At 38.5% G+C, this 21,131-nt stretch carries 18 protein-coding genes; 10 read left to right on the forward strand and 8 right to left on the reverse strand.

Annotation, left to right across the window (positions count from 1 at the left end):
• Positions 1–164 precede the first annotated feature (164 nt).
• The 5 genes from ACFQIC_RS13720 to ACFQIC_RS13740 all read left to right on the forward strand — a co-directional run bounded on the left by ACFQIC_RS13720 (position 165) and on the right by ACFQIC_RS13740 (position 7,316).
• Entirely contained in the window at positions 165–1,112 is a 948-nt protein-coding gene (locus tag ACFQIC_RS13720) for an iron-hydroxamate ABC transporter substrate-binding protein (protein WP_204709234.1), read from the forward strand.
• 112 nt (positions 1,113–1,224) lie between these two features.
• Positions 1,225–1,527 (forward strand): PadR family transcriptional regulator, encoded by a 303-nt coding sequence (locus ACFQIC_RS13725; protein WP_204709233.1) that lies wholly within the window; start codon positions 1,225–1,227, stop codon positions 1,525–1,527.
• An 18-nt stretch (positions 1,528–1,545) separates the two neighbouring features.
• Positions 1,546–2,724, forward strand: a complete 1,179-nt coding sequence (gene chrA, locus ACFQIC_RS13730) for a chromate efflux transporter (protein WP_204709232.1) — start codon at positions 1,546–1,548, stop codon at positions 2,722–2,724.
• A 134-nt stretch (positions 2,725–2,858) separates the two neighbouring features.
• Complete coding sequence (locus tag ACFQIC_RS13735; RefSeq protein ID WP_390217234.1) at positions 2,859–5,657, forward strand: EAL domain-containing protein; 2,799 nt, start codon at positions 2,859–2,861, stop codon at positions 5,655–5,657.
• A 24-nt stretch (positions 5,658–5,681) separates the two neighbouring features.
• Positions 5,682–7,316, forward strand: a complete 1,635-nt coding sequence (locus ACFQIC_RS13740) for a thiamine pyrophosphate-binding protein (protein ID WP_204709230.1) — start codon at positions 5,682–5,684, stop codon at positions 7,314–7,316.
• Between the two features lie 918 nt (positions 7,317–8,234).
• Here ACFQIC_RS13740 and ACFQIC_RS13745 read toward each other — a convergent pair.
• On the reverse strand, positions 8,235–8,831 hold the full coding sequence (locus tag ACFQIC_RS13745) for a flavin reductase family protein (protein WP_390217236.1): 597 nt from the start codon (positions 8,829–8,831) through the stop codon (positions 8,235–8,237).
• A 199-nt stretch (positions 8,832–9,030) separates the two neighbouring features.
• Between ACFQIC_RS13745 and ACFQIC_RS13750 the strand changes: the two genes are divergently transcribed.
• The 3 genes from ACFQIC_RS13750 (at position 9,031) to ACFQIC_RS13760 (ending at position 11,067) form a co-directional block, all read left to right on the forward strand.
• The gene (locus ACFQIC_RS13750) at positions 9,031–9,612 is read left to right on the forward strand and encodes a CDP-alcohol phosphatidyltransferase family protein (RefSeq protein ID WP_204709228.1); all 582 of its coding nucleotides are present in this window, start codon (positions 9,031–9,033) and stop codon (positions 9,610–9,612) included.
• Between the two features lie 55 nt (positions 9,613–9,667).
• Positions 9,668–10,078 carry an RDD family protein gene (locus ACFQIC_RS13755; RefSeq protein WP_204709227.1) on the forward strand — a complete coding sequence of 137 codons (411 nt, stop codon included), beginning with the start codon at positions 9,668–9,670 and terminating at the stop codon, positions 10,076–10,078.
• A 182-nt stretch (positions 10,079–10,260) separates the two neighbouring features.
• Positions 10,261–11,067 carry a DUF2935 domain-containing protein gene (locus ACFQIC_RS13760; RefSeq protein WP_204709226.1) on the forward strand — a complete coding sequence of 269 codons (807 nt, stop codon included), beginning with the start codon at positions 10,261–10,263 and terminating at the stop codon, positions 11,065–11,067.
• A gap of 301 nt (positions 11,068–11,368) precedes the next feature.
• On the opposite strand, the gene ACFQIC_RS13765 is transcribed toward ACFQIC_RS13760, so the two are convergent.
• Positions 11,369–12,310, reverse strand: coding sequence for an alpha/beta hydrolase (locus tag ACFQIC_RS13765; protein WP_204709225.1), 942 nt, complete (start codon positions 12,308–12,310; stop codon positions 11,369–11,371).
• A 630-nt stretch (positions 12,311–12,940) separates the two neighbouring features.
• Between ACFQIC_RS13765 and ACFQIC_RS13770 the strand changes: the two genes are divergently transcribed.
• Positions 12,941–13,471 carry a YceI family protein gene (locus ACFQIC_RS13770; RefSeq protein ID WP_204709224.1) on the forward strand — a complete coding sequence of 177 codons (531 nt, stop codon included), beginning with the start codon at positions 12,941–12,943 and terminating at the stop codon, positions 13,469–13,471.
• Positions 13,472–13,511: 40 nt separating this feature from the next.
• Here the strand turns inward: ACFQIC_RS13770 and uvsE are convergent, their stop codons facing one another.
• The 5 genes from uvsE to ACFQIC_RS13795 form a co-directional block, all read right to left on the reverse strand.
• Positions 13,512–14,468, reverse strand: a complete 957-nt coding sequence (uvsE, locus tag ACFQIC_RS13775) for a UV DNA damage repair endonuclease UvsE (protein WP_204709223.1) — start codon at positions 14,466–14,468, stop codon at positions 13,512–13,514.
• Positions 14,469–14,581: 113 nt separating this feature from the next.
• On the reverse strand, positions 14,582–15,514 hold the full coding sequence (locus tag ACFQIC_RS13780; RefSeq protein ID WP_204709222.1) for a siderophore ABC transporter substrate-binding protein: 933 nt from the start codon (positions 15,512–15,514) through the stop codon (positions 14,582–14,584).
• Between the two features lie 20 nt (positions 15,515–15,534).
• Positions 15,535–16,293, reverse strand: a complete 759-nt coding sequence (locus ACFQIC_RS13785; RefSeq protein ID WP_204709220.1) for an iron ABC transporter ATP-binding protein — start codon at positions 16,291–16,293, stop codon at positions 15,535–15,537.
• A complete protein-coding gene (locus ACFQIC_RS13790; protein WP_204709218.1) occupies positions 16,287–17,234 on the reverse strand; it encodes an iron chelate uptake ABC transporter family permease subunit in 948 nt (315 codons plus the stop codon). Before ACFQIC_RS13790 ends, ACFQIC_RS13785 begins: the two co-directional genes overlap by 7 nt.
• Positions 17,224–18,177: an ABC transporter permease gene (locus ACFQIC_RS13795; RefSeq protein ID WP_204709216.1), complete on the reverse strand. Its 954-nt coding sequence runs from the start codon at positions 18,175–18,177 to the stop codon at positions 17,224–17,226. The genes ACFQIC_RS13790 and ACFQIC_RS13795 overlap by 11 nt, the downstream gene beginning before the upstream one ends.
• Before the next feature lie 169 nt (positions 18,178–18,346).
• Between ACFQIC_RS13795 and ACFQIC_RS13800 the strand changes: the two genes are divergently transcribed.
• Positions 18,347–18,928, forward strand: a complete 582-nt coding sequence (locus ACFQIC_RS13800) for a TetR/AcrR family transcriptional regulator (RefSeq protein WP_204709214.1) — start codon at positions 18,347–18,349, stop codon at positions 18,926–18,928.
• Positions 18,929–19,251: 323 nt separating this feature from the next.
• On the opposite strand, the gene ACFQIC_RS13805 is transcribed toward ACFQIC_RS13800, so the two are convergent.
• Complete coding sequence (locus tag ACFQIC_RS13805) at positions 19,252–20,076, reverse strand: aldo/keto reductase (protein WP_204709212.1); 825 nt, start codon at positions 20,074–20,076, stop codon at positions 19,252–19,254.
• Between the last annotated feature and the right edge of the window lie 1,055 nt (positions 20,077–21,131).

Consider the following 21,131-nt stretch of genomic DNA (forward strand, 5'->3'; position numbering starts at 1 on the left):
TATTAAAATTGATAATCATTATCACCCATTAAGTATATGGTAGATTTTTTAAATGTTCAAGAAACACCTATTAAACAAAATAAAGGATTGACTTGTTTAGTGAAAATGATTATCATTATCGAGAGGAAGGTCTTTAATTATTCAAACACAGGAGGAAAATTGTCATGAAAAAGAGCATTTTATCTATACTTAGTTTACTTTTCACGCTTACATTGTTTGCCTGTAGCAACAGTGAAGAAGAATCCGCTAATTCTGGGAATACTGAACAAGAGAATACTAACGAAGGACGTACACTTGAACATGCTTCAGGAGAGGTAACTATCCCTGGAAATCCTGAACGAATCCTTGCTCCCTACTTAGAAGATTCTTTAGTTGCCTTGGGGGTTGAACCCGTCGCTCAGTGGTCAATAGGAGAAGACGTGCTAGATTACTTGCAACCACAGTTAGGAGACGTGCCTACAATTAGCTGGGATCTACCACTTGAACAAACGTTAAGCCAAGAGCCTGACTTGATCATTTTCAACTCTCCATCATCATTGCAAAATGGGACATATGAAGAATATGAGCAAATTGCTCCTACTTACATATATAAAGATGAGGTCAATTCTTCTTGGCGAGAGCGTCTTACTAGAATGGGAGAAATTTTAAATAAACAAGATGTGGCAGATGAAGTATTAGCTGAATTTGATGAAAAAGTAGAAAAAACGAAAGAAAGCCTAGAAGAAGCAATAGGTGATGAATCCGTTGCGTTCATATGGACGCTAGGTGAAGAATTTTACGTTTTTGAATCGTCACGTTATGGAGCTGAAGTTTTATATAATGAAGTAGGATTAACTCAGCCTGAATTCATTCAAAATTTAGAGCAAGAAGAACAGTGGAACCCTATTGCTTTAGAAAAACTAGGAGAGCTTGATGCTGATCACGTGTTTGTCGTAGGCGAAGAAAATGAAACTGGATTTGAAATCCTTGAAAACAGTTCGGTATGGCAGAGTACTCCAGCTGCTAAAAATGATCAAGTTTATACGATGAACAATCCAAGTCACTGGACAATTGATGGCGTTATCGCTCATGAAATGACTTTGGATGCCGTAACAGATGAGTTAACTAAATAAGAAAGATTTTTAAGAATACGTAAACTTTTGTAAAGTTTACGTATTTTTTATTGCCTTTTTATGATTGATATTGTAAATTGATATCGGATCACGATATAGGAGGCGCATTCTTATGTTGAGGGATTTTTTTCTAGGATCGATTAAAATTCATATATTATTTCACGCTGAAGTAGAACCGATTTACGGAGCATTTCTCATCCAGGAGCTTGCCTCACACGGCTATGATATTAGCCCAGGCACCCTTTACCCTACACTCAAATCGCTTCATGAACGAGGACTTCTCTATAAATACGAGGAGTTAGTGAATGGTAAGGTTCGAAAATATTACACCATTACAGAAGACGGGAAGCGTGTGCTTGAGGAAGGGAAACGACAAGTTCGTGAACTCGCTAAAGAAGTGTTACATGATGACTGAACTAAGGGGGATTAGACTATGAACAAATCAAAAGGAACACTAAAGGAAATTCTATTAGCTTCAACAAAGCTAGGGTTTACTTCTTTCGGTGGCCCCGTAGCCCATCTTGCTTACTTTAAAGACGAATATATTGATCGACGGAAGTGGCTTGATGAAAAGACCTATGCTGATATTATTGCATTGTGTCAATTTTTACCTGGTCCCGCGAGTAGCCAAGTTGGAATTGCAATTGGTATGTTACGTGGAGGATTATTAGGTGGAATTGTTTCATTTTTAGGATTTACGGTTCCATCGATTCTTGTTCTTATTTTTTTCGCATTAATTTATCAAACGTATGACCTCAGTGATGCCGGGTTTATACAAAGTCTGAAAGTTGTAGCTGCCGCTGTAGTCTTACACGCACTCATCGGTCTAGGTAAAAAACTAACCCCAGACCTAACCAGAATAGGACTGGCCTTAGCTGCGGCATTTATAATGCTCCTATTTCCCTCCGCATGGATGCAGGTAGCTATTATTTTGGTCGCAGGACTATTGGGATCAAAGCTATTCGCAAAGATTGCTAATACAAAAGTTGAGCCCTTCCCCGTAACATTTTCGAAAAAGGCAGGGGCTGCTTCGCTCGCAATCCTTGCAAGTCTTCTTGCTTTCTTACCATTAATCGCAAGAACAACAGACCATATGCTCGTTCAACTATTTGATACTTTCTTTCGAGTAGGCTCGCTCGTGTTTGGTGGAGGTCATGTGGTATTACCGATGATTGAACGAGAAGTCGTGCCTACTGGATGGATTGATTCAGGAGAATTTTTGGCAGGTTATGGTATGGCACAAGCCGTACCTGGACCATTATTTACATTTGCCAGTTATTTAGGAACTATGATTGAAGGAGTTACTGGAGCAGTCGTCGCAACTATAGGCATTTTCCTTCCTTCGTTCCTATTTCTTATTGCCGCTCTCCCTTTCTTAAATGAGTTGAGGAAACGTTCAAAATTCCAAGGAGTATTAATGGGAGTTAATGCGAGTGTTGTAGGAATTCTTTTGGCGGCTTTCTATGATCCTGTTATTACTAGTGCCATAACAAGCAATGCAGACTTTGCACTAGCTACAGTTCTTTTTGCTTGCCTTCATTTCTTTAAAATCCCCGCTTGGGCTGTCGTTTTAATAGGTGTTGGTGCAGGATTTATTTTAAATTTGATATGATAGAGTTATAATTAGAGAGTGAACATGGAAATTCTTTCATGCTCACTCTCATTTTTTCCGAAATAGGAAGATATCAATACGGGAATTTAGGAAAATAAGCATTATACCTTTACAAATAACGTTTATTGGGGTGAATGAATATCGCAAACGAACAAACTCGATACTCTCGGTTAGCACAGATAACTAAGCTAATTAATACGAAATTAGAGTTAAAAGAAGTTCTAGAGCATGTAGTCACTGCAATATCCGAAGAAATTGTACGTTGTGACTCTGTCGGTATCTACCTCCCGCAAGAGGATGGCACTTATCGAGGATTTGTAGGTAAACCAGAACTCATCAATGGTTTGTCTTTAGATATGCATGTAGTAGATACAGAGTATGACCATTTAGCTAAGGAAGTCATTGAATCGAAAAAAGCCATTTATATCCCCGATACATCAAGGGACAATAGGCCGGACCCAAGGGCAATCGAAGCCTTTGGAATAAAGTCATTACTTGTACTCCCGATGGAATATGAGAAGGAAATGTACGGTCTCGTATTTTTATTTGATTATGGTCAGCCTATGAATCTTACAAAATCTGAAATCGAATCAATTAAAGCTTACGTGAACATGGCCGCCGTCGCTGTCCGTAATTCTAAAAATTTAACGAGAAAAGAATCGCTAATTGCTGATAAGCAACTTTTACTTAATGTCACAAGGGAATTGTCTATGTGCTCTACGCTACAAGAAGTGATGGATAAATGTTTCCAGTATATTGGAGAGGTACTAGATAACCCAAATATTGGTTCCCACATTATTGATCCCGTGGCACAACGCCACTTTAACCCTACAAGCCTTAGTAAGGATAGTGATTGGTCAGAGGAAGAGTGGAAAAATACACATAGCCACCTTGCCGTGGATTTTAATAAGGATTTAGTATTTCAAGAAGTAATTTCGACCAAACAATCCATTTTTATCGCCGATACTTTAAGTGATCCACGCCCAAATCACGAAGCCTGCCGTAGATTTGGCATTAAAGGTATGTACATAATTCCGATGATTGCTACTGGTAATGTGCTAGGAACCATTGCCATTGTCAACTTGAACGAAAGAGATCAAAAATATCCAAAGTCAGCCATGCAATTAGCTGAATCAATTGCAGATGCTACAGCACCTGTTTTATCCAATTTACTATTTATTGAAAAACAAGAATTAATCATTTCTGAAAGAACGTCTGAACTCACCGAAAAAAACAGTGAACTTGAACATGTAATTAAAGAAGTGAAACAAATTGGACATGAAAGGGAGCTTATTCTTAATTCAGCCGGAGAAGGAATATTTGGGTTAGATCTTGAGGGAACCATTACCTTTTGCAATCCTTCGGCCACCCATATTTTGGGCTACGAACACGAAAGTGAACTCATCGGTTATTCATGTCAAAATATTTTTGAAGATTGCTTGTCCGATCAATCTGGGTTATTTTCGCCGAACCTTCGTGATGGAAAAGACAAAGGTGCAGAAGATGAGTATTTTCATAAAAAAGATCGTAGTCGTTTTCCTGTCGAATTTGTGATTACTCCTCAAATTGAGAACAGGGAAACAATAGGATATGTAGTCACCTTTAAAGATATTACCACTCGAAAACAAATGGAAGAAAAAATAAAGTATCATGCCTATTATGATAGCGTAACAAACCTTCCTAACCGGGTGCTTTTCCAAGACCGTTTACACCAAGCCTTAAATTATTCCGAATCTTACGGTAGTTCTCTAGGTGTACTTTTTCTAGACTTGGATCGATTCAAGAAAATTAACGATACATTCGGACATACTTTTGGCGACCAGGTTCTGAGAAAAATATCCGATCGCTTAATTCGCAAATTGCCAAAAGAAACAACAGTTTCTCGTCAAGGCGGGGATGAATTCATTATTCTTCTTCCTAGCATTCAGTCTAAACAAGAGGCAACAGATTGGGCCCGTGAGGTATTACAAGTATTTGCAGATCCTTTTCATATTAATCAACAAGAAGTAGCTGTAAAAACAAGTTTGGGAGTTAGTATTTTCCCGGAAAATGGAATGAATCCAGAACAGCTCATAAAGCATGCAGATGCAGCTATGTATAAAGCGAAACAACTTTCCGGAAATCGCTTTCAATTATATAGCCCTAGTCAAGAAGAACGAGGGATAGAAAATGTTGAGCTTGAGAATGATCTCTATAAGGCTTTGAGAAATGATGAACTGAACGTGGTCTACCAACCAAAATTTAACTCTAAAACTAACATGATCATAGGTTTGGAAGCTCTCCTCCGATGGAACCGCCCTAACAAAGGAGTAGTAAGACCACAAGAATTTATCCCCTTAGCAGAAGAGACTGGGTTAATCATTCCAATAGGAGAATGGATACTAAGGAAATCTTGTGAACAAACGAAGTTCTGGCATAACCAGGGATTTCCACATCTATCTGTTTCTGTGAATTTATCCCCACAACAGTTTAATCAGGAAGATCTCGTAAACAAAGTTCAATTGATCTTGACCGAAACACAGTTGCCCGCTGCATCCCTTGAACTAGAGCTAACAGAAAACTTAATTATTCATAACACCGAAAAGACCTTAGCTGTTATTCATAATCTTAAAGAGTTAGGTGTAAAAATCTCAATTGATGACTTTGGTACAGGTTATTCTTCCTTAGCTTATTTAAAGAACTTTCCTGTTGATACGTTAAAAATTGATAAAACGTTTATTGATGGCTTACCTGATAATCCAAACAATGCAGCGATAACTAATACGGTTATTACATTAGCCAATAGTTTACAACTAGAAGTGATTGCAGAAGGTGTGGAAAAGGAAGAGCAGTTAAATTATTTAACAGATCATGGTTGTCATTTAATCCAAGGTTTTTACTATTGCCGTCCATTGAAACCTGAAGATGTGATTGAAAGAGTGCACACATCATAAATATAAAATGAAATGGGGAAAACAATGAAATCTGTAAAAGCTGTCGTTGATTATTTAAAAAGTGGTAACGTATCCTATGTCTTTGGCATACCTGCAGGATCGGTAAACGCGTTCTTTGACGAACTGTATGACACTCCTGAAATCACCCCTATTGTAACAAAACACGAAGGGGCAGCTGCTTATATGGCCGCTGCTTATACTAAATATTCCAAAGAGTTATCTGTTTGTATAGGCAGTAGCGGCCCTGGGGGTGCGAATCTTTTAACAGGAGCGGCAAATGCGATGCGCGAGCACCTACCGATCCTTTTTTTAACGGGAGCTGTTCCAGTAGATACTGTAGGACTAAATGCTTCCCAAGAACTTGATGCACACCCTATGTATAAATCGGTTACTAAATATAGTAAAAGGGTTGATCATGCGGAAGATTTATTAGATGAGATTCACAAAGCCGTTGAGAATGCCTTAACTGGAGTTCCTGGACCTGTGCATATCGCCATGCCTATTGATATACAATTAGCAGAAATCAAAGAAAAATCTTTGCCATCATTTCCTCAGTATACCCCCCTCCTTCCAGAGGACACTGTAATTAAAGAAACCGTGGAAGCACTATCAGCAACGAAAAAGGGATACATATTTGCAGGACAGGGGATTCGGGATTCGGTGCCAAATTTGCTGGAATTAGCCGAGCGGTTGCAATGGCCGATTGTTACATCCCCTCAAGCCAAAGGACTTGTCCCTGATCATCATCCACTTTTGAAGGGAGTGTTTGGTTTTGCTGGACATGACTCTGCTTCTAACTTGATTAATGAAGGCGATTTTGACACCGTACTCGTTGTTGGATCAAGTCTTGGTGAAACAGCGACAAATAACTATAATCCAAACATTAGTAAAAACAAAATGATGATCCAAATTGATTTTGATCAAAACGTATTTAATCGCAAATACGCGGTTAACCTCCCGATACTAGGAGACACACAAATTACTCTTTCCTCACTCAATGACGGATTACAACGCTTAGGGTATGAACAAACCCTTCCAACCTATGCTAACCGTCAATTAGATGCGATCAACGATGAATACAGCACCAAAAATGTTCTTCTGAGGTTACAAAAATTATTGCCAAAAGATACGCGCTACAGCATAGATATCGGAGAATTCATGGCTTATGTAATTCACTACATGAACGTATTAGAGTCGGACAGCTTTGATATAAATGTACACTTCGGTGCAATGGGAAGTGGAATTGGCAGTGCAATAGGTTCTAAATTAGCGGATGATAATCGACCGTCTGTTAGCATAACTGGGGATGGTTGTTTCTTTATGCATGGGATGGAATTATTGACGGCGAAAGAGTATAATATCCCTGTTTTATTTATCGTTATGAATAATGCTCGTTTAGGCATGGTACACCATGGGCATTCGTTACAATACCAGCGTGTCCATGAACGATTTGCTCAAGAACCTGTTGATATTGCAGCATTAGCTAAAACTCTTGGGGTTCCTAGTATACATGTTGACCGTATGGAAGAATTAAAAGCTGAATCCATTGAAACCTTACTTAATGAAGAAGGCCCAGCTATTTTAGAGATTGCTCTCGTCGACGATCACACCCCTCCGATGGGTGATCGAGTAAAGTTTTTATCATCTTTCGGAAAATAAACTGGGCAAGAGTGTTTATATCACTATAAGTCTAAACGAAAAACATCCGACCTCCTTTTAAAAAGAAGCCGGATGCTTTTTTCGTAACAGGTTCGGTTCTCGAGTACCAAAACATATTTAGAAGGCAAAACAGCAACAGAATTATCGAACTGATATAACACACTAAATAACATTACAATTGGTGAAGACAACGGCTTGGATAGTTTTATACTTTTCTTATTAAACTGAAAGCCCCAGATTGTTTAATAATAAGAAAATCCGTTTGCCGTATGGAGTTTGGGAGGGCCCGAATAGGGGGGGCTTTCCTCCATAAAGAAAACAGAGGATAAACATGCTGTTATATCAATAGCTACGTACCGACTTCTAACATGCATACAGAAACTCAAAGTGATAAAGATACCACCCGTGATATAATGTTATTCTCTTAAGCCTGGAACTATTGACTTCGAATGGTGAAGTTACGTTCATTACTGTAAAAATATTGAAACTCTTATTAGTAATAACTCTTCCTTAGCATTACTCGTATGTTAGCTTCACGGGTATGCGCAATTTCCCGGACCTTCTTGCTTTCGTGAGGAGAACAGAAAAATCGTGTTGAGTGAGGCTTTATCCTATAGCATAGGTAAGATGCATTCTCCTATGCCGGGGTTCGTTCATTTCCATGTCGAAAGGGGTGGCTTTGAAACGACGAGACTCCCGCGGGAGAAGGAGTTAGGCAAGACCCCATAGGGAGTGACAACGACCGAGGAGGCTTGCCAGGTCCCCCGCAGGAAAGCGAGTTGTTTCAAAGCCACCCCTATCCCTTATACGGTAACGAACCCCCATGATCTCGGAACCGTTAGTAAAACCTGCCCATTGGTTGAATAAACTACTTCCTCAGCTCGAACAACTATTAACATGAACGTTTAACATAGACTTTTATTTTGGTAAATCTTCATTTGGCAAACTATAAAAGTTCTGAATATAACTATAATCGCCAGCCATTCGTCCCACAGGTGCAAGTTTATGAGGATCAATCTTATCATTCCCCATAATTAGACCATCTTTAATATGATAGCAAACTACTTTACCTAAAATAAGATGACTGCTCCCCACTTCTATCACTTGATCAAGTTCACACTCAAAAGTAACAGGTGCTTCTGCTACTCTAGGAGCCGTCACTATTACACTATCGCTTGCGGTCGTTCCTGACTTCTCAAACTCATTAACTTCATGATCGTAAGACTTGCTGCTTTCATGCATTTGGTTCGCTAGCGACTCAGACACTACATTAATGACAAATTGCTCTGTCTCTCGAATATTGCGTAGAGTATCTTTTTCCTTATCTGATCCCCCAATAGATATACATAAAGTAATCGGCTCCATTGAAGCCACCGTAAAAAAACTGAAGGGTGCTAAATTACGTATTCCTTTTCCATCTACCGTCGATACCCAAGCGATAGGCCGAGGAACAACAGCACCTTTGACCAACTTGCTCATATTATGGCTTGTAAAGTCTTCTTCACATAAAATCACCCATAAAACCTCCTTGCTTTATCTACTATTATACTCTTTTCTATGAGGTATCTCATCCTTCTTACATTAAATAATCATTTGATTTTTGCAATTGCGACAATTCCGGCGGGGTATAGTGGCGAAGCAGTGACTTTATAAACAATAACTAGTTCGTGATATAATTTCGAAGGATAGTAACTTAGATTAAGTTGGTGACGATATGTTAGATACACATGCACGAAAGTTTGCACAACCTTCTATAAACTACGCGGCTAATAAGCTATTAACAAGAGGATATACCCCTAATCAAATTACCGTATTTGCTCTTTTAGTGGGTATTGGGACAAGCGTACTCTATGTGATGGGATTTCCGAGTTTAGCCGTTGTCTTCTTGTGGACGTCAGGCTTTCTAGACGCCGTTGATGGAACGATGGCCCGACACACAAAAACATCGCCTTTCGGAACGGTTATGGACATAACCTTTGACCGTATTGTAGAAGTTGCCATTATTGTTGCAATTGCCTATGTTCATCCTGAAGTTATCTGGCCATTACTTTTACTGACTGTTGCCATCGTAATTTCAATGACGATCTTTTTAGTAGTGGGCGCGGTCTCTGAACAATCTGGGGTTAAATCCTTTTACTACCAAGCTGGATTAGCTGAGCGTACTGAAGGTTTTCTTTTATTCAGCATAATGTTACTATTTCCAAGTGTTTTATATTGGTCTATTCTCCTGTTTTTCGTCGTAGAATTGTTTACTGGTATCCAGCGTTTCGTAGAAGCAGGAAGAATTCTAGGATAGGCAGTATGGTTGTCCTTAGGTTATTGTATTGAATGATTTGAAAGGAAGGTTTTTCATGGAACGCACCGTAGGGTTTTGGAAAAGACTAGGAGCAAATCTACTGGATTCGCTCATTATCATTTTACCCTTATCATTATTAGGAATGCTTTTATTTGGAATGGATTTTGATCACCCAGCATTTAACTTGCTCGGATTTCTTTATACGCTCATTCTCCCTGTCCTCTGGCATGGCTACCTGGTAGGTAAAAGACTAATCGGCATACGCATCGTAAAAATTGACGGAAGTGACGTCGGTCTAGGTACGATGCTGATGCGTCAGGTAGTAGCAGGTGTAGCCTATATGGCCACCCTAGGTATTGGAATTATAGTAAGTGCATTTATGGTTGGATTAAGAGATGACAATCGTTCGATCCACGACTTTATTGCAAGCACTTATGTAACCGAAGCAAAACCAGGTGAATTATAAAAGTTGAACCAGGAATTCACGGAAACACTCCACCAGAGTCGTCGGCTCAAGGGTGGAGTGTTTTTTTGACGCTGCGTTTTATTGCACAAGGTATACCTTCACTTTCTAATTAATACAATAAAGTGGAAGCTCCATCAGTTCTTCATGAAAAATGTTGCATAAACGAAGGAGGAGGACCCAACTTGCGAACATATGAAGAAGCTTTTACATTTGAACACCAGTTTTGGCTTCAAGTCTTAGGAGACCATGCTCGGTTTATTCGAGATGCCCTCTACCCTTCAGAAAAAGAGTCCATTGAGAGAGCAAAGCAGTATGTAAACCAATGGGATCACTATTTAGAACGTGCCCGCAGCGGAGCAATTGGTGGAGATATGATTACCTTCACACATGAGGTTGGATCTTTAGTCCGAGAGTTCCACAAGTTTAAGTTAGCAATTTTAGAACAGATCTTATTTGGAAAAATAAAAATTCACTTCACCCCTACCTTCATCAATCATATGGTCAATGAAATTGAGGAATACTTACTAGTTATTGGTTACCTTGGAAAAGGGCAGATCCCTCCCATCTTCCATGAACTTCATCACCATATGCTTTGGCTGCTCGATGCCTCCGGACATGCAACAGCGATTAATGATCAATTGGATGGAGTAGAGCAGAGGCTCAAACAAAAAAGTCATTTATTTTCAGAGCATTTCAATCAATTTTATTTAAAAGCCGTTGAATTAACAGGTTATTTACGTACCAACCATAAATCCTTCCCTTCCTTATCGCGTTACAATGATGAAGTTGAGATGGAGATGAAGATTTTTAAAACGTTCTTACATGAACTAGAAGAAATGGAACTTAATGAAACATTATTAGGATCCTTCTCTGCATTAATGGCCGATCATATGGCACGTGAAGAATGCTACTACTTATTTAAAATAGCAGAATCGACCGGCGGGGAGTATCCTTCATGTGATCCCACAAAACCTAGAGTAGAAACGTAAGAAGCACCCGAACTCAAATTAACAAATGAACTCAATATAAAAATGCTCCGAGCTTGCTTTAATGCTCAGAGCATTTTTATATTGGATTGTTAAAGACCCCGCACGAAGCAAGAAGAATCACATATACCCACGTAAAGGGAACTGTTCATTCCTCTGCCTTTCTTAGCGGAATTTGATTTAACAAGATTGTATGTCATCTTGTTAAATCAAAAATTCAGCAGTCCAATTTATATGACATTAGACTGCTGAAAAGATTGTTATTCATGTTTTTCACTCTTAAACTATTTTGTTACTTAAATAATTACTTAACTTTTTCAAAGCCGTTGCGTAACGAATCAGCAGCAAATTGTAAGGCTTCTTTCCCCTTATCGAGTTTATCCGCCATACTAACAAAACCGTGGATCATGCCTTCAAATCTCTTAAGAATAACTGGCACGCCTGCACCTTGTAAGCGATTGGCATAGGCTTCCCCTTCATCGCGCAGTGGGTCATATTCAGCAGTTACAACCATGGCTGGAGGCAATTCAGAGAGATCTTCAACTAATAACGGCGAAGCAAGTAAATTCCTAGCATCTTCTTGATTCTTCAAATAATGATTCCGAAAGTAGATCATACTGTCTTTAGTTAAAAAGTAACCTTCTGCATTATCTTGCATAGATTCTGTCTCTCTAGTGAAGTCTGTAGACGGATAAAAAAGAAGCTGGTAAGACAATTTAGGAGTGCCACGCTCTTTAGCCAAATGAGTGACGACAGCAGCAAGATTACCGCCAGCGCTATCACCCCCTACAGCAATTTTATCAGCATCAATATTCAACTCTGAGGGATGTTCAAACACCCATTGCGAAGCTGCATAACAATCTTCAATAGGTATCGGGAATTTATGTTCCGGAGCAAGACGATAATCGACGGATACCACGACACAGTTTGCTAAGTTAGTCAAGGATCGGCATATATTATCGTGGGTATCCAAATCCCCAATCACCCATCCCCCACCATGGAAAAAAACAAATGCAGGGTGCGGCCCTTCTCCTTCAGGTGTATAAACCCTGATCTGAATGTCTCCATTAGGACCCGGAATCCTCTGACTTTCAATTTTTGCAACTGACTCAAGATGTTCATTTGAACTTCCTTCTAAAGCCCGAAACGCCTGCCGTGCTTCGGCTGGAGGTAGGCTTTCTAACGGAGGAGATCCAGCTGCTTCCATTTGTACAAGTAAAACTTTTGCTTGCGGATCTAATACCATACTCTTTCCCCTTTTCCTATAAATTGGTGACTTAAACTAGTTACTTTATCTATCTTTATTATAGAGGGGTTATACGAAAATTGGCAATTTATTGAATTATTCAGTCACCTATTCTTTCCAAACATTTATACTAATTAAAGAGGCTTTTGTTAAATGGTAATGTTGATTTTGTGTAATAAAATAAGGAATTTCCTTTTGTGGAATTTCAGATATCAAGAGTTGTATTGTCCATAACGAGGGTTAGTTAAGAATATACGAGTGGATCAGACCAACGATTAGAAAATCAATCTTTCATAAGGTTTCTTCCATAGCACTAAGATTTCGGTAGCCTATAGATCTATATCTCAATGTGATAAGGCTGAGACTCCTGGGAAAAGCACATCGTTCTCCTGAGTCCCTTTCTAATTAATAAAGAAAAGTTTAAAACAACAACATAAAAAGAAGGTACAAATAAAGCCTTTATTAATACAAAAATAACATTTAACTCGAATTCGAGATATTCATGCTTGACGATACCTGATATATAATGTAAAGTTACTTACATAAGGTAAGTGATTAGGGGTTATACGATAAATAACAAAGAAATAATAAAAATAGTATAATCCGATTAACTAACAGGAGGAATTTATAATGTCAACATTAACTTTAGACAAAGTACACAGTAGTCTTGATTTTCAAATCAAACACATGATGGTGAGTAAAGCAAAAGGTGAATTTGAAGATTTTGATGTCAATTTCAGTGGAGATCTTTCCAAACTTGACTCAGCAAATGTTACAGTAACTATCCCTGTTGCATCGATTAATACAGGTAACGAAGACCGTGACGGCCACCTTCGCTCTGGAGATTTCTTCGAAGCAGAAAAACACCCTAACTTGGTTTTTGAAAGCAAATCTATTAAAAAAGTATCAGATGAAGAATATAAAGTAACTGGAGATTTCACAATAAAAGGTACAACAAACGAAGAAACGTTCACAGTAGAATATAACGGAACGTCAAAGAGCCCACTTGACGGAAGCACTGTTGTAGGTTTTAGTGTTGTTGGAAAGATTAACCGTGAAGCTTACGGAGTGACTTACAATGCAGCAATAGAAACAGGCGGCATGCTTCTTGGTAAAGATGTTAAATTCGAAGGTGAGTTTCAGTTTACTGTAGCTGAATAATATATTTTTAAAACCGTCGTCATAAAATGCACGGCGGTTTTTACATATCTAAACTTCCTCCCCCTATCCGCTTCACTTTTCTCAATGAAGCCATTTCATCCAGTAGTTTTAATAATGTCCGGTCCTTTTCCTTTGCTTCTATCATAAAATCCACATCTTGATCTTGAACCTTCAATTCTTTTAGAAGAGGCTGAATAAAATCCAAGTCTACGAAATCAGCGTGACTTCTAAATGATTTTTCTGACTTAGGTGAAGAAATATGAATTTTAGGTGGGAATTTTGTTCCGTCCCACGTCTTGAAGAATCGAGGAAGGAGCTCGCTCAATCTTTCACCTGTCTCGTGATTTGCCATGAAGTGATGATAATCAAACATCATCGGTATATTCTCTTTTTCGCATACATTTAAAGTTTCCGTCGTGGTATACGTTTTATCGTCATTTTCCAGTGTCATTTGACGTTTGATAGGATTTGGAAGCTGTTTTAAATTTTCATGAAAACGTTCGAGAGCCTTCTCTTTATTACCATAGGCGCCACCAATATGAAGATTTATATAAGCACTTTGTTCAATTCCCATCGCTTTCAGTAGAGCAAAGTGATATTCCATATCTTTAACCGCATTTTCAGTAACGTGCGGCTTATCACTTGTGAAAAGTGTGAACTGATTCGGGTGAAAACTTGTCCGTAATTGATGTTCTTTAACAAGTTGTCCGATCATATCATATTCCTTTTTAAACGGAGTAATATAATCAAAGTCCACTTCATCGTGAGTAGCTAAAGGTACTAGTGATGATGAAAATCGATACAGCGGAATTTCGTGAGCAATGTTATAGTGTAATATCCGAATCGTATGTTCGAGGTTAGTACGAGTGATTCGCTCAAGTTGGTCTTTCCGCTCATCTTTAGATAATTTTTGATAACGGGTATAAGTCATGGTTTTTGATGGTGTGGCGTCGTATAAATTTAGTGCATGAGCAACGTAACCAAAGCGAATTCTCATAAGAGGCTCCTTTTGACTGTTTGATGAGTATGTTTCCCATTTTGGTAACGTTTAAACTAGATTGTGAGTGGATAAACAAAAAGGATGCACAACGGCGTCCTTTCTACTACTCTTTATAAACTCTCATCAATCTCATTAACCATTGCAGCAACAGATTGGAGTCCTCCACCAGATAAATACCAGTATTGCGGGTCAAGATAGACAATTTGATCCTGCTCGTAAGCATTTGTCTTCATAACAATTTCATTTTCTACGACTTGCTTAGCAGACGATTGTCCACCAACAACGGCCCCACGATCCACAACATATAAGTAATCCGGGTTTTTCTCAGAAATGTACTCAAAAGAGATACTTTGACCATGTGTTGATGCTTCGATGGCTTCATCAACTGCTTTCACTCCTAATACATCGTGAATTAAACCAAAGCGAGAAGCCTCTCCATAAGCACTCACTTTTCCATCATTTGCTAGTATAATCAATCCTTTTTTCTCCATATCTGAAGCCTTCTCATTAACGGATTCAACATTAGATTCTATCTCGGCCAGCTTTTCTTTCACTTCGTCTTCTTTTTCAAAAATTTCACCTAAAGTCGCCATGTTCTCCTTAAAGGATTCCATATACCTCTTTGTGTCTACTCCAAGGTGAACTGTAGGAGCAATTTCTCCTAATTCATCATAAACTTCAGATTGACGGTTTGAAATAATAATAAGATCAGGATCCATTTGACTAATTGCTTCAAAGTCAGGTTCTTTTAATCCACCGATATTTTCATAATCATCACTTTCATATTTACTTAAATAATCGGGTAAAGAGTCTTTAGCTACACCTTGAACATTAATCTCTAACTCGTCTAAACTATCAACTATTCCAAAATCAAACACGACTACATTTTCTGGATTTTTAGGTACTTCTGTTTTTCCAAGCTCATGATCAACCGTGACCGTTTCTTTCTCAGAACTACTATCCGCCCCTGCTTCAGACTCTCCACAAGCTACCAACACTAAACTTAAGAACAAAACACTTATTAATATAAACCACTTTTTCATTATTCTTCACCTCATTTATTTTATTGGAAATACACACATATTTTTTGATTATTGATGGTATGGATATCAATATCCATGTCGTATACAGAATTCAGAACAGAGGGCTCAATCATCTTGGCGGTTGATCCCTCTTCAATAATTCGTCCGTCTTTCATGGCTACAATATAATCGGAATAACAAGAAGCAAAGTTGATATCATGTACCACAAGAACAACTGTTTTTCCGAGTTCTCTGACAAGTCGACTTAACGTTTTCATGATTTGAACGGAGTGATTCATATCCAAGTTATTCAAAGGCTCATCTAGTAACACATACTCTGTATCTTGAGCAATGACCATGGCGATATAGGCACGTTGACGTTGCCCCCCACTAAGCTGATCTAAATATTTATTTTCCATATCTGTTAAAGTTACAAACTCAATCGCTTGATCGATCTTCTCCTTATCCTCGTCTGTCAATCTTCCTCTAGAGTATGGAAATCTACCAAATGATACGAGTTCCCGAATCGTTAGTCGCAAGTGAATATGATTGCTCTGTTTTAAAATAGATATTTTTTTAGACAATTCTTCGGTTTTCCAATTTCCAAGTTCGTGGTCTTCAATCATCACCTCCCCTTCATCTTTTGTAATAAGACGACTGATCATTGACAGAAGTGTACTCTTTCCAGCTCCATTAGGACCAATGAAGGTTGTGATTTTTCCTTTAGGAATACTAATTGAAACATCTTCCACTACAGGCTTTTCTCCATACTGCTTAAATAAGTTCATTACTTTTACCATGCTTTATTCTCCTTTAGTAGTAGATATATAAAGTAGATACCACCGACAAAATTAATGAGCACACTGATCGTTGTCGAAAAAGTGAACACTCTTTCAACGACCAGCTGACCTCCAACAAGCGCAATAATACTAAATAAGACCGAGACAGCAATTAAATAATTATGACGAAATGTTTTTATGAACTCATGAGCTAAATTGACAACGAGAAGACCTAGAAAAGTAACAGGCCCAACTAATGCGGTAGCTACTGAAATGAGGATTGCTACAATGATAAGTAATCGCTGAATAATTTTGTCGTACGGAACTCCTAAGTTAACAGCATGATCCTTTCCTAGCGAAACAACATCCATGTATTTGTGATACGGAATGTAAAATATAAATGCCAATCCCATAATGACGATGGAAAGGCCTAGTAAGTCTGTGTTGACATTGTTGAAACTTGCAAACATTCGATCTTGTACGATAAGAAATTCATTCGGATCAATTAAGATTTGCATGAACGAAGATAAGCTTGAAAAGAACGTCCCTAATATCAAACCCACGAGTAACAATAGGTAGATGTTTTCTCCTTTTCTCAATAACCACTTAAATAATAGAAAAGAGAAAACAACCATTGCTCCTACAGATAAGAAATAATTAATCTGGCTATCCATCATCGCAATCGAACCTGAACCGAATAAAAATACTACACCTGTTTGTACGAGTAAGTACATACTATCCAGCCCCAAAATACTGGGAGTTAAAATGCGATTTGTTGTGATCGTCTGAAAAATCACCGTAGAAAATGCTATGGCTGCACCCGTTACAATTATCGCAGCCATTTTCACTCCACGTCGCGGGAGTATGTAATCCCAGTTGCTGCTTATTCCTGTGAACAAAAAGACCCCAACCAAAATAACAGCTAACACTAATAACAACGTGACTTTCTTTCTAAGTTGCATATGAACGCCTCCTCATCAGCAGATAAATAAAGATTCCGCTTCCGATCACACCCATCGTCAAACTAATTGAGATTTCATATGGATAGATAAGGACGCGCCCAATAATATCGCAAATCAACACAAATCCAGAACCGAATATTGCTGTTTGAATCAAGCTTTTTTTCAAATGGTCCCCGTAATAGTAGGTAACGATATTCGGAACAATTAACCCTAAGAAAGGAATCATTCCAACCGTCAGTACAACTGAAGCCGTGATCATTGCTACAACTGCTAACCCAATGTTTACAATCTGCTTATACTTCAACCCCAAATTTTTCGCGAAATCTTCCCCCATTCCAGCTAAGGTGAATTGATTTGCATACAAAAAGGCTATAACTAACAATGGTATGGAAAGGTAAAGCATTTCAAATCGACCCTCCATAATCATTGAAAAATCACCATGCAACCACGATGACATGTTTTGAACGAGGTCATACTTTAATGCAAAAAAGGTAGAAATTGAACTAATAATATTTCCGAACATCATTCCTACTAGTGGAATGAAAATTGTATCCTGGAACTTAATTCTGTCTAAAATCTGCATGAACAAAAACGTTCCTAACAAAGCAAAGATGAAAGCTATACCAATTTTCATTAAAGGACTAGCTGACGTGAAAACGAGTAAGGAAACCAAAACACCCAATCGAGCAGAATCAAATGTTCCTGCTGTAGTTGGAGAAACAAACTTGTTTCTCGTCAACTGCTGCATAATCAGTCCACAAATACTAATACTTGCTCCTGCAATTAGAATGCTAACCAACCGAGGGAGACGGCTAATCGTAAGAATCTCTACTTGATCGGACGTTAAATGAAACAAATCGGCTATAGATAACTCTGATACACCAATGAAAAGTGACAAAAAGGATAAAAGAGTAAGAGCCAGAAGTGTATATCTTATTTTCACAAAATCACCCTTACCTCTTTCAAAAAGAAAAATTACTGCTATAATGAAAATGAAATTCATTATCATTTATCAATCTAATCCTCATTATAGCAATCAATAAAAAGAGGTCAATATCATTTAGAGATAATAAACACATCTAATCATACTGTCGCGAAAAGGTGGTTTTCTTTTGAAAAGAAAAACAGATGCACGAGTTATACGAAGCCAAAGTTGGATTAAGGAATCTTTTCTACAGCTGTTGGAAAGTCACGATTATGAATTTATTGCTGTACAGGATATTATGAATGAAGCCCAAATGAATCGAGTAACTTTTTACCGACATTTCGAGGGTAAAGATCATTTATTACAAACTATAGTTAATGAACTATTCGATCTGTGTGAATATAATTTGGAGTCATGCGAGGAACATTATGACTTTGTTACTGTGAAGCTTCCCCATCCCCGTTTTATTCGGTTACTTGAATTCATAAAATCGCAAGAACGTGTTTTCTTTATATTTTTAATTAAACAAGAGCTGCCCCTTTTCCAAAAAAGATTCCACCAGTTGATCGAACAGTCGACACGATCAACATTATCGGTTGCCCTTAAATTTAATCACTCAGTAAAATTTCCCAGAGGTATAACGGAGACCTTCATAGCTTCAAGTATTACTGGTTCCATCATGTGGTGGATTGAACAAGATCACTCATGCAGTGCCTATGAACTTGCTTCTTACATAACAGAAATGATTGATTATGGCATCTATTCTTAATAAAAATAGGACACACATGGTAATAGACAGGTTCGATGCTGAAGTAATCTAAAAACATACAGGTGTTTTACATAAAAAATACAGGATGAACAGAACCTTTACACAGATTGGAAGGGTTCCGCCCTATCACAAAGTCTGGAATACCACTATAAATTGACGCTTAATTTGTCTCACGAATTATACCGTATTTGTAATAAAAACAAGAAAAATCTCAGTTCAGTGAACTGAGATTTTTCTTGTTTTTATTTTCAACGATTCTTCAACTAAGACATTCTCCTGCCGATGACGGAACAGTCACACGTCTAAGACCAGCTGCGTCTTATCTAACGTATGTTCATTTCACTCGGTTCAGGGCCTTTACGCTCCCCTTTATCAAGCGAATTGATTTGATTCATATCCTCCTCAGTTAACTCAAAATCAAACACATCAAAGTTCTCTTCTATACGAGAAGGCGTGATCGACTTTGGAATTACAACGGTACCATTTTGTAAGTGCCAGCGAATAATCACTTGAGCAGACGTTTTCTTATGCTTCTCAGCAATTGATTGAACAGTGTCATTGTTCAACACTTCTCCCCCTTGCATAAGCGGGCTCCATGCTTCTACCAAGATACCATTTTCACGACAAAATTCTTTCAGTTCATTCTGTGCTAAAAATGGGTGACACTCCACCTGGTTAATGGCTGGCTTCACATCACACTCATCAAGTAAACGCTGTAAGTGATCGATGTTAAAGTTACATACCCCGATAGCTTTGACCTTTCCATCTTTTTGCAATTGTTCTAGCGCTTTATATGTTTCAACATAATCATCAAATTCAGGAGTCGGCCAATGGATTAAATACATGTCTACATAGTCTATTCCAAGTTTTTCTAAACTCTCATCCATAGCTTTTAATGTGTTTTCATAGCCTTGATCAGCATTCCATACTTTTGTTGTAATGAAAAGGTCTTCACGAGCTACGTTACTGCTCGCGATAGCTTCGCCAACTTGACGTTCATTTTTATAAATGGCGGCCGTATCAATTGAGCGATAGCCTGTTTCTATAGCTTTTGTGACTGCAGGTACTGCGTCTTTTTCTTCGACTTGCCATACACCAAAGCCAAGCTGTGGCATTTCGATAGTATTGTGCAGTTTTACTGAGTTCATATGAAAATCTCTTCCTTTCTAATTTAAAAGGTTACAGTGGTAGTGTAGCACATAGATCATGTGGATGGCTCCGATTTTGCTTACTAGTAATTGTGCGCGGTTTAAGTGGGGAGAGGAGACCTGGACACTTTGCAAGCATTTTTTTGACCTTTATGACCTGCATAGGAGATCATAAATTCTTCTAATACATTTTCAAACGCGGGATGATTCGTGAGTTTATCTGTTATCAGTACTGTAACGTTGTCATTTTAAAAGAAAAATATTTATTCTTTACTAGCATTGACTCAAACTCCTTGCCTAGAAACTATATATTTGCCATATCCCCTAAAATCGCTGCCTCTAATGAAAAATAGCAAACAAAAACGCTTGGATTTTAATTTTCCAAACGTTCTATTTTTATATTCTGTTGTTCAACTAAAGCCCCAGATTGTGGAATACTCAGATTCGAGACATTCTGGTGGTTTCCTTTACCAAGGATGGCGTTAGAAGGTCCGGGAAATCACTCGCTTTCCGTGGGCATGAGGTGAGTTTCCTCAGGCTACGCCTTGCGGGATCTCACCGATCATGTTCATCCACCACAGGAGTCTCATAATTTCCCGGACCTTCTTGCTTTCGTGAGGAGAACGGAAGCATCAGATGTGGTGCTTCAAGTGAAAAGCATTCCTTACCCCCTTCCTATAAACACGCTATCACACCCGATTTTTAAATTATCTAATGGCTCAATCTGTGATGGCCATATCCCCTGATCTGTATCTGTATCAATCAGGCTTCAATTGGCGTTATATCAGATATCTCATGCTTTAACAGGGACGGTAGAACGGGACGATAGAAACATACGGTAAGGGGCGGTGGGGAAGGGGGAGACTCCTGTGGGATACGCGGGTTAGATGAGACCCCGGAAGGCGCCAGCCTGAGGAGGCTCAGCGCACGCCCACGGAAAGCGACTCCTTCCCCACTGCCCCTTTCTCTACACAACCATCTCGGAATTGAGTTATTCAACAATCAAGTTAGTTTAAGAACAATTCTTCACAGACTCTACAATTATTTTTACATAA

Origin of the sequence: Halobacillus seohaensis (genome assembly GCF_042663045.1) — a bacterium.
GTDB lineage: Bacteria > Bacillota > Bacilli > Bacillales > Halobacillaceae > Halobacillus_A > Halobacillus_A seohaensis.

Excerpts from the sequence above, each read along its gene's own strand:
- ACFQIC_RS13720 (WP_204709234.1), top strand. The coding sequence starts at position 165 with ATGAAAAAGAGCATTTTATCTATACTTAGTTTACTTTTCACGCTTACA.
- ACFQIC_RS13725 (WP_204709233.1), top strand. The coding sequence starts at position 1,225 with ATGTTGAGGGATTTTTTTCTAGGATCGATTAAAATTCATATATTATTT.
- chrA (WP_204709232.1), top strand. The coding sequence starts at position 1,546 with ATGAACAAATCAAAAGGAACACTAAAGGAAATTCTATTAGCTTCAACA.
- ACFQIC_RS13735 (WP_390217234.1), top strand. The coding sequence starts at position 2,859 with ATGAATATCGCAAACGAACAAACTCGATACTCTCGGTTAGCACAGATA.
- ACFQIC_RS13740 (WP_204709230.1), top strand. The coding sequence starts at position 5,682 with ATGAAATCTGTAAAAGCTGTCGTTGATTATTTAAAAAGTGGTAACGTA.
- ACFQIC_RS13750 (WP_204709228.1), top strand. The coding sequence starts at position 9,031 with ATGTTAGATACACATGCACGAAAGTTTGCACAACCTTCTATAAACTAC.
- ACFQIC_RS13755 (WP_204709227.1), top strand. The coding sequence starts at position 9,668 with ATGGAACGCACCGTAGGGTTTTGGAAAAGACTAGGAGCAAATCTACTG.
- ACFQIC_RS13765 (WP_204709225.1), bottom strand. The coding sequence starts at position 12,310 with ATGGTATTAGATCCGCAAGCAAAAGTTTTACTTGTACAAATGGAAGCA.
- ACFQIC_RS13770 (WP_204709224.1), top strand. The coding sequence starts at position 12,941 with ATGTCAACATTAACTTTAGACAAAGTACACAGTAGTCTTGATTTTCAA.
- uvsE (WP_204709223.1), bottom strand. The coding sequence starts at position 14,468 with ATGAGAATTCGCTTTGGTTACGTTGCTCATGCACTAAATTTATACGAC.
- ACFQIC_RS13780 (WP_204709222.1), bottom strand. The coding sequence starts at position 15,514 with ATGAAAAAGTGGTTTATATTAATAAGTGTTTTGTTCTTAAGTTTAGTG.
- ACFQIC_RS13785 (WP_204709220.1), bottom strand. The coding sequence starts at position 16,293 with ATGGTAAAAGTAATGAACTTATTTAAGCAGTATGGAGAAAAGCCTGTA.
- ACFQIC_RS13790 (WP_204709218.1), bottom strand. The coding sequence starts at position 17,234 with ATGCAACTTAGAAAGAAAGTCACGTTGTTATTAGTGTTAGCTGTTATT.
- ACFQIC_RS13805 (WP_204709212.1), bottom strand. The coding sequence starts at position 20,076 with ATGAACTCAGTAAAACTGCACAATACTATCGAAATGCCACAGCTTGGC.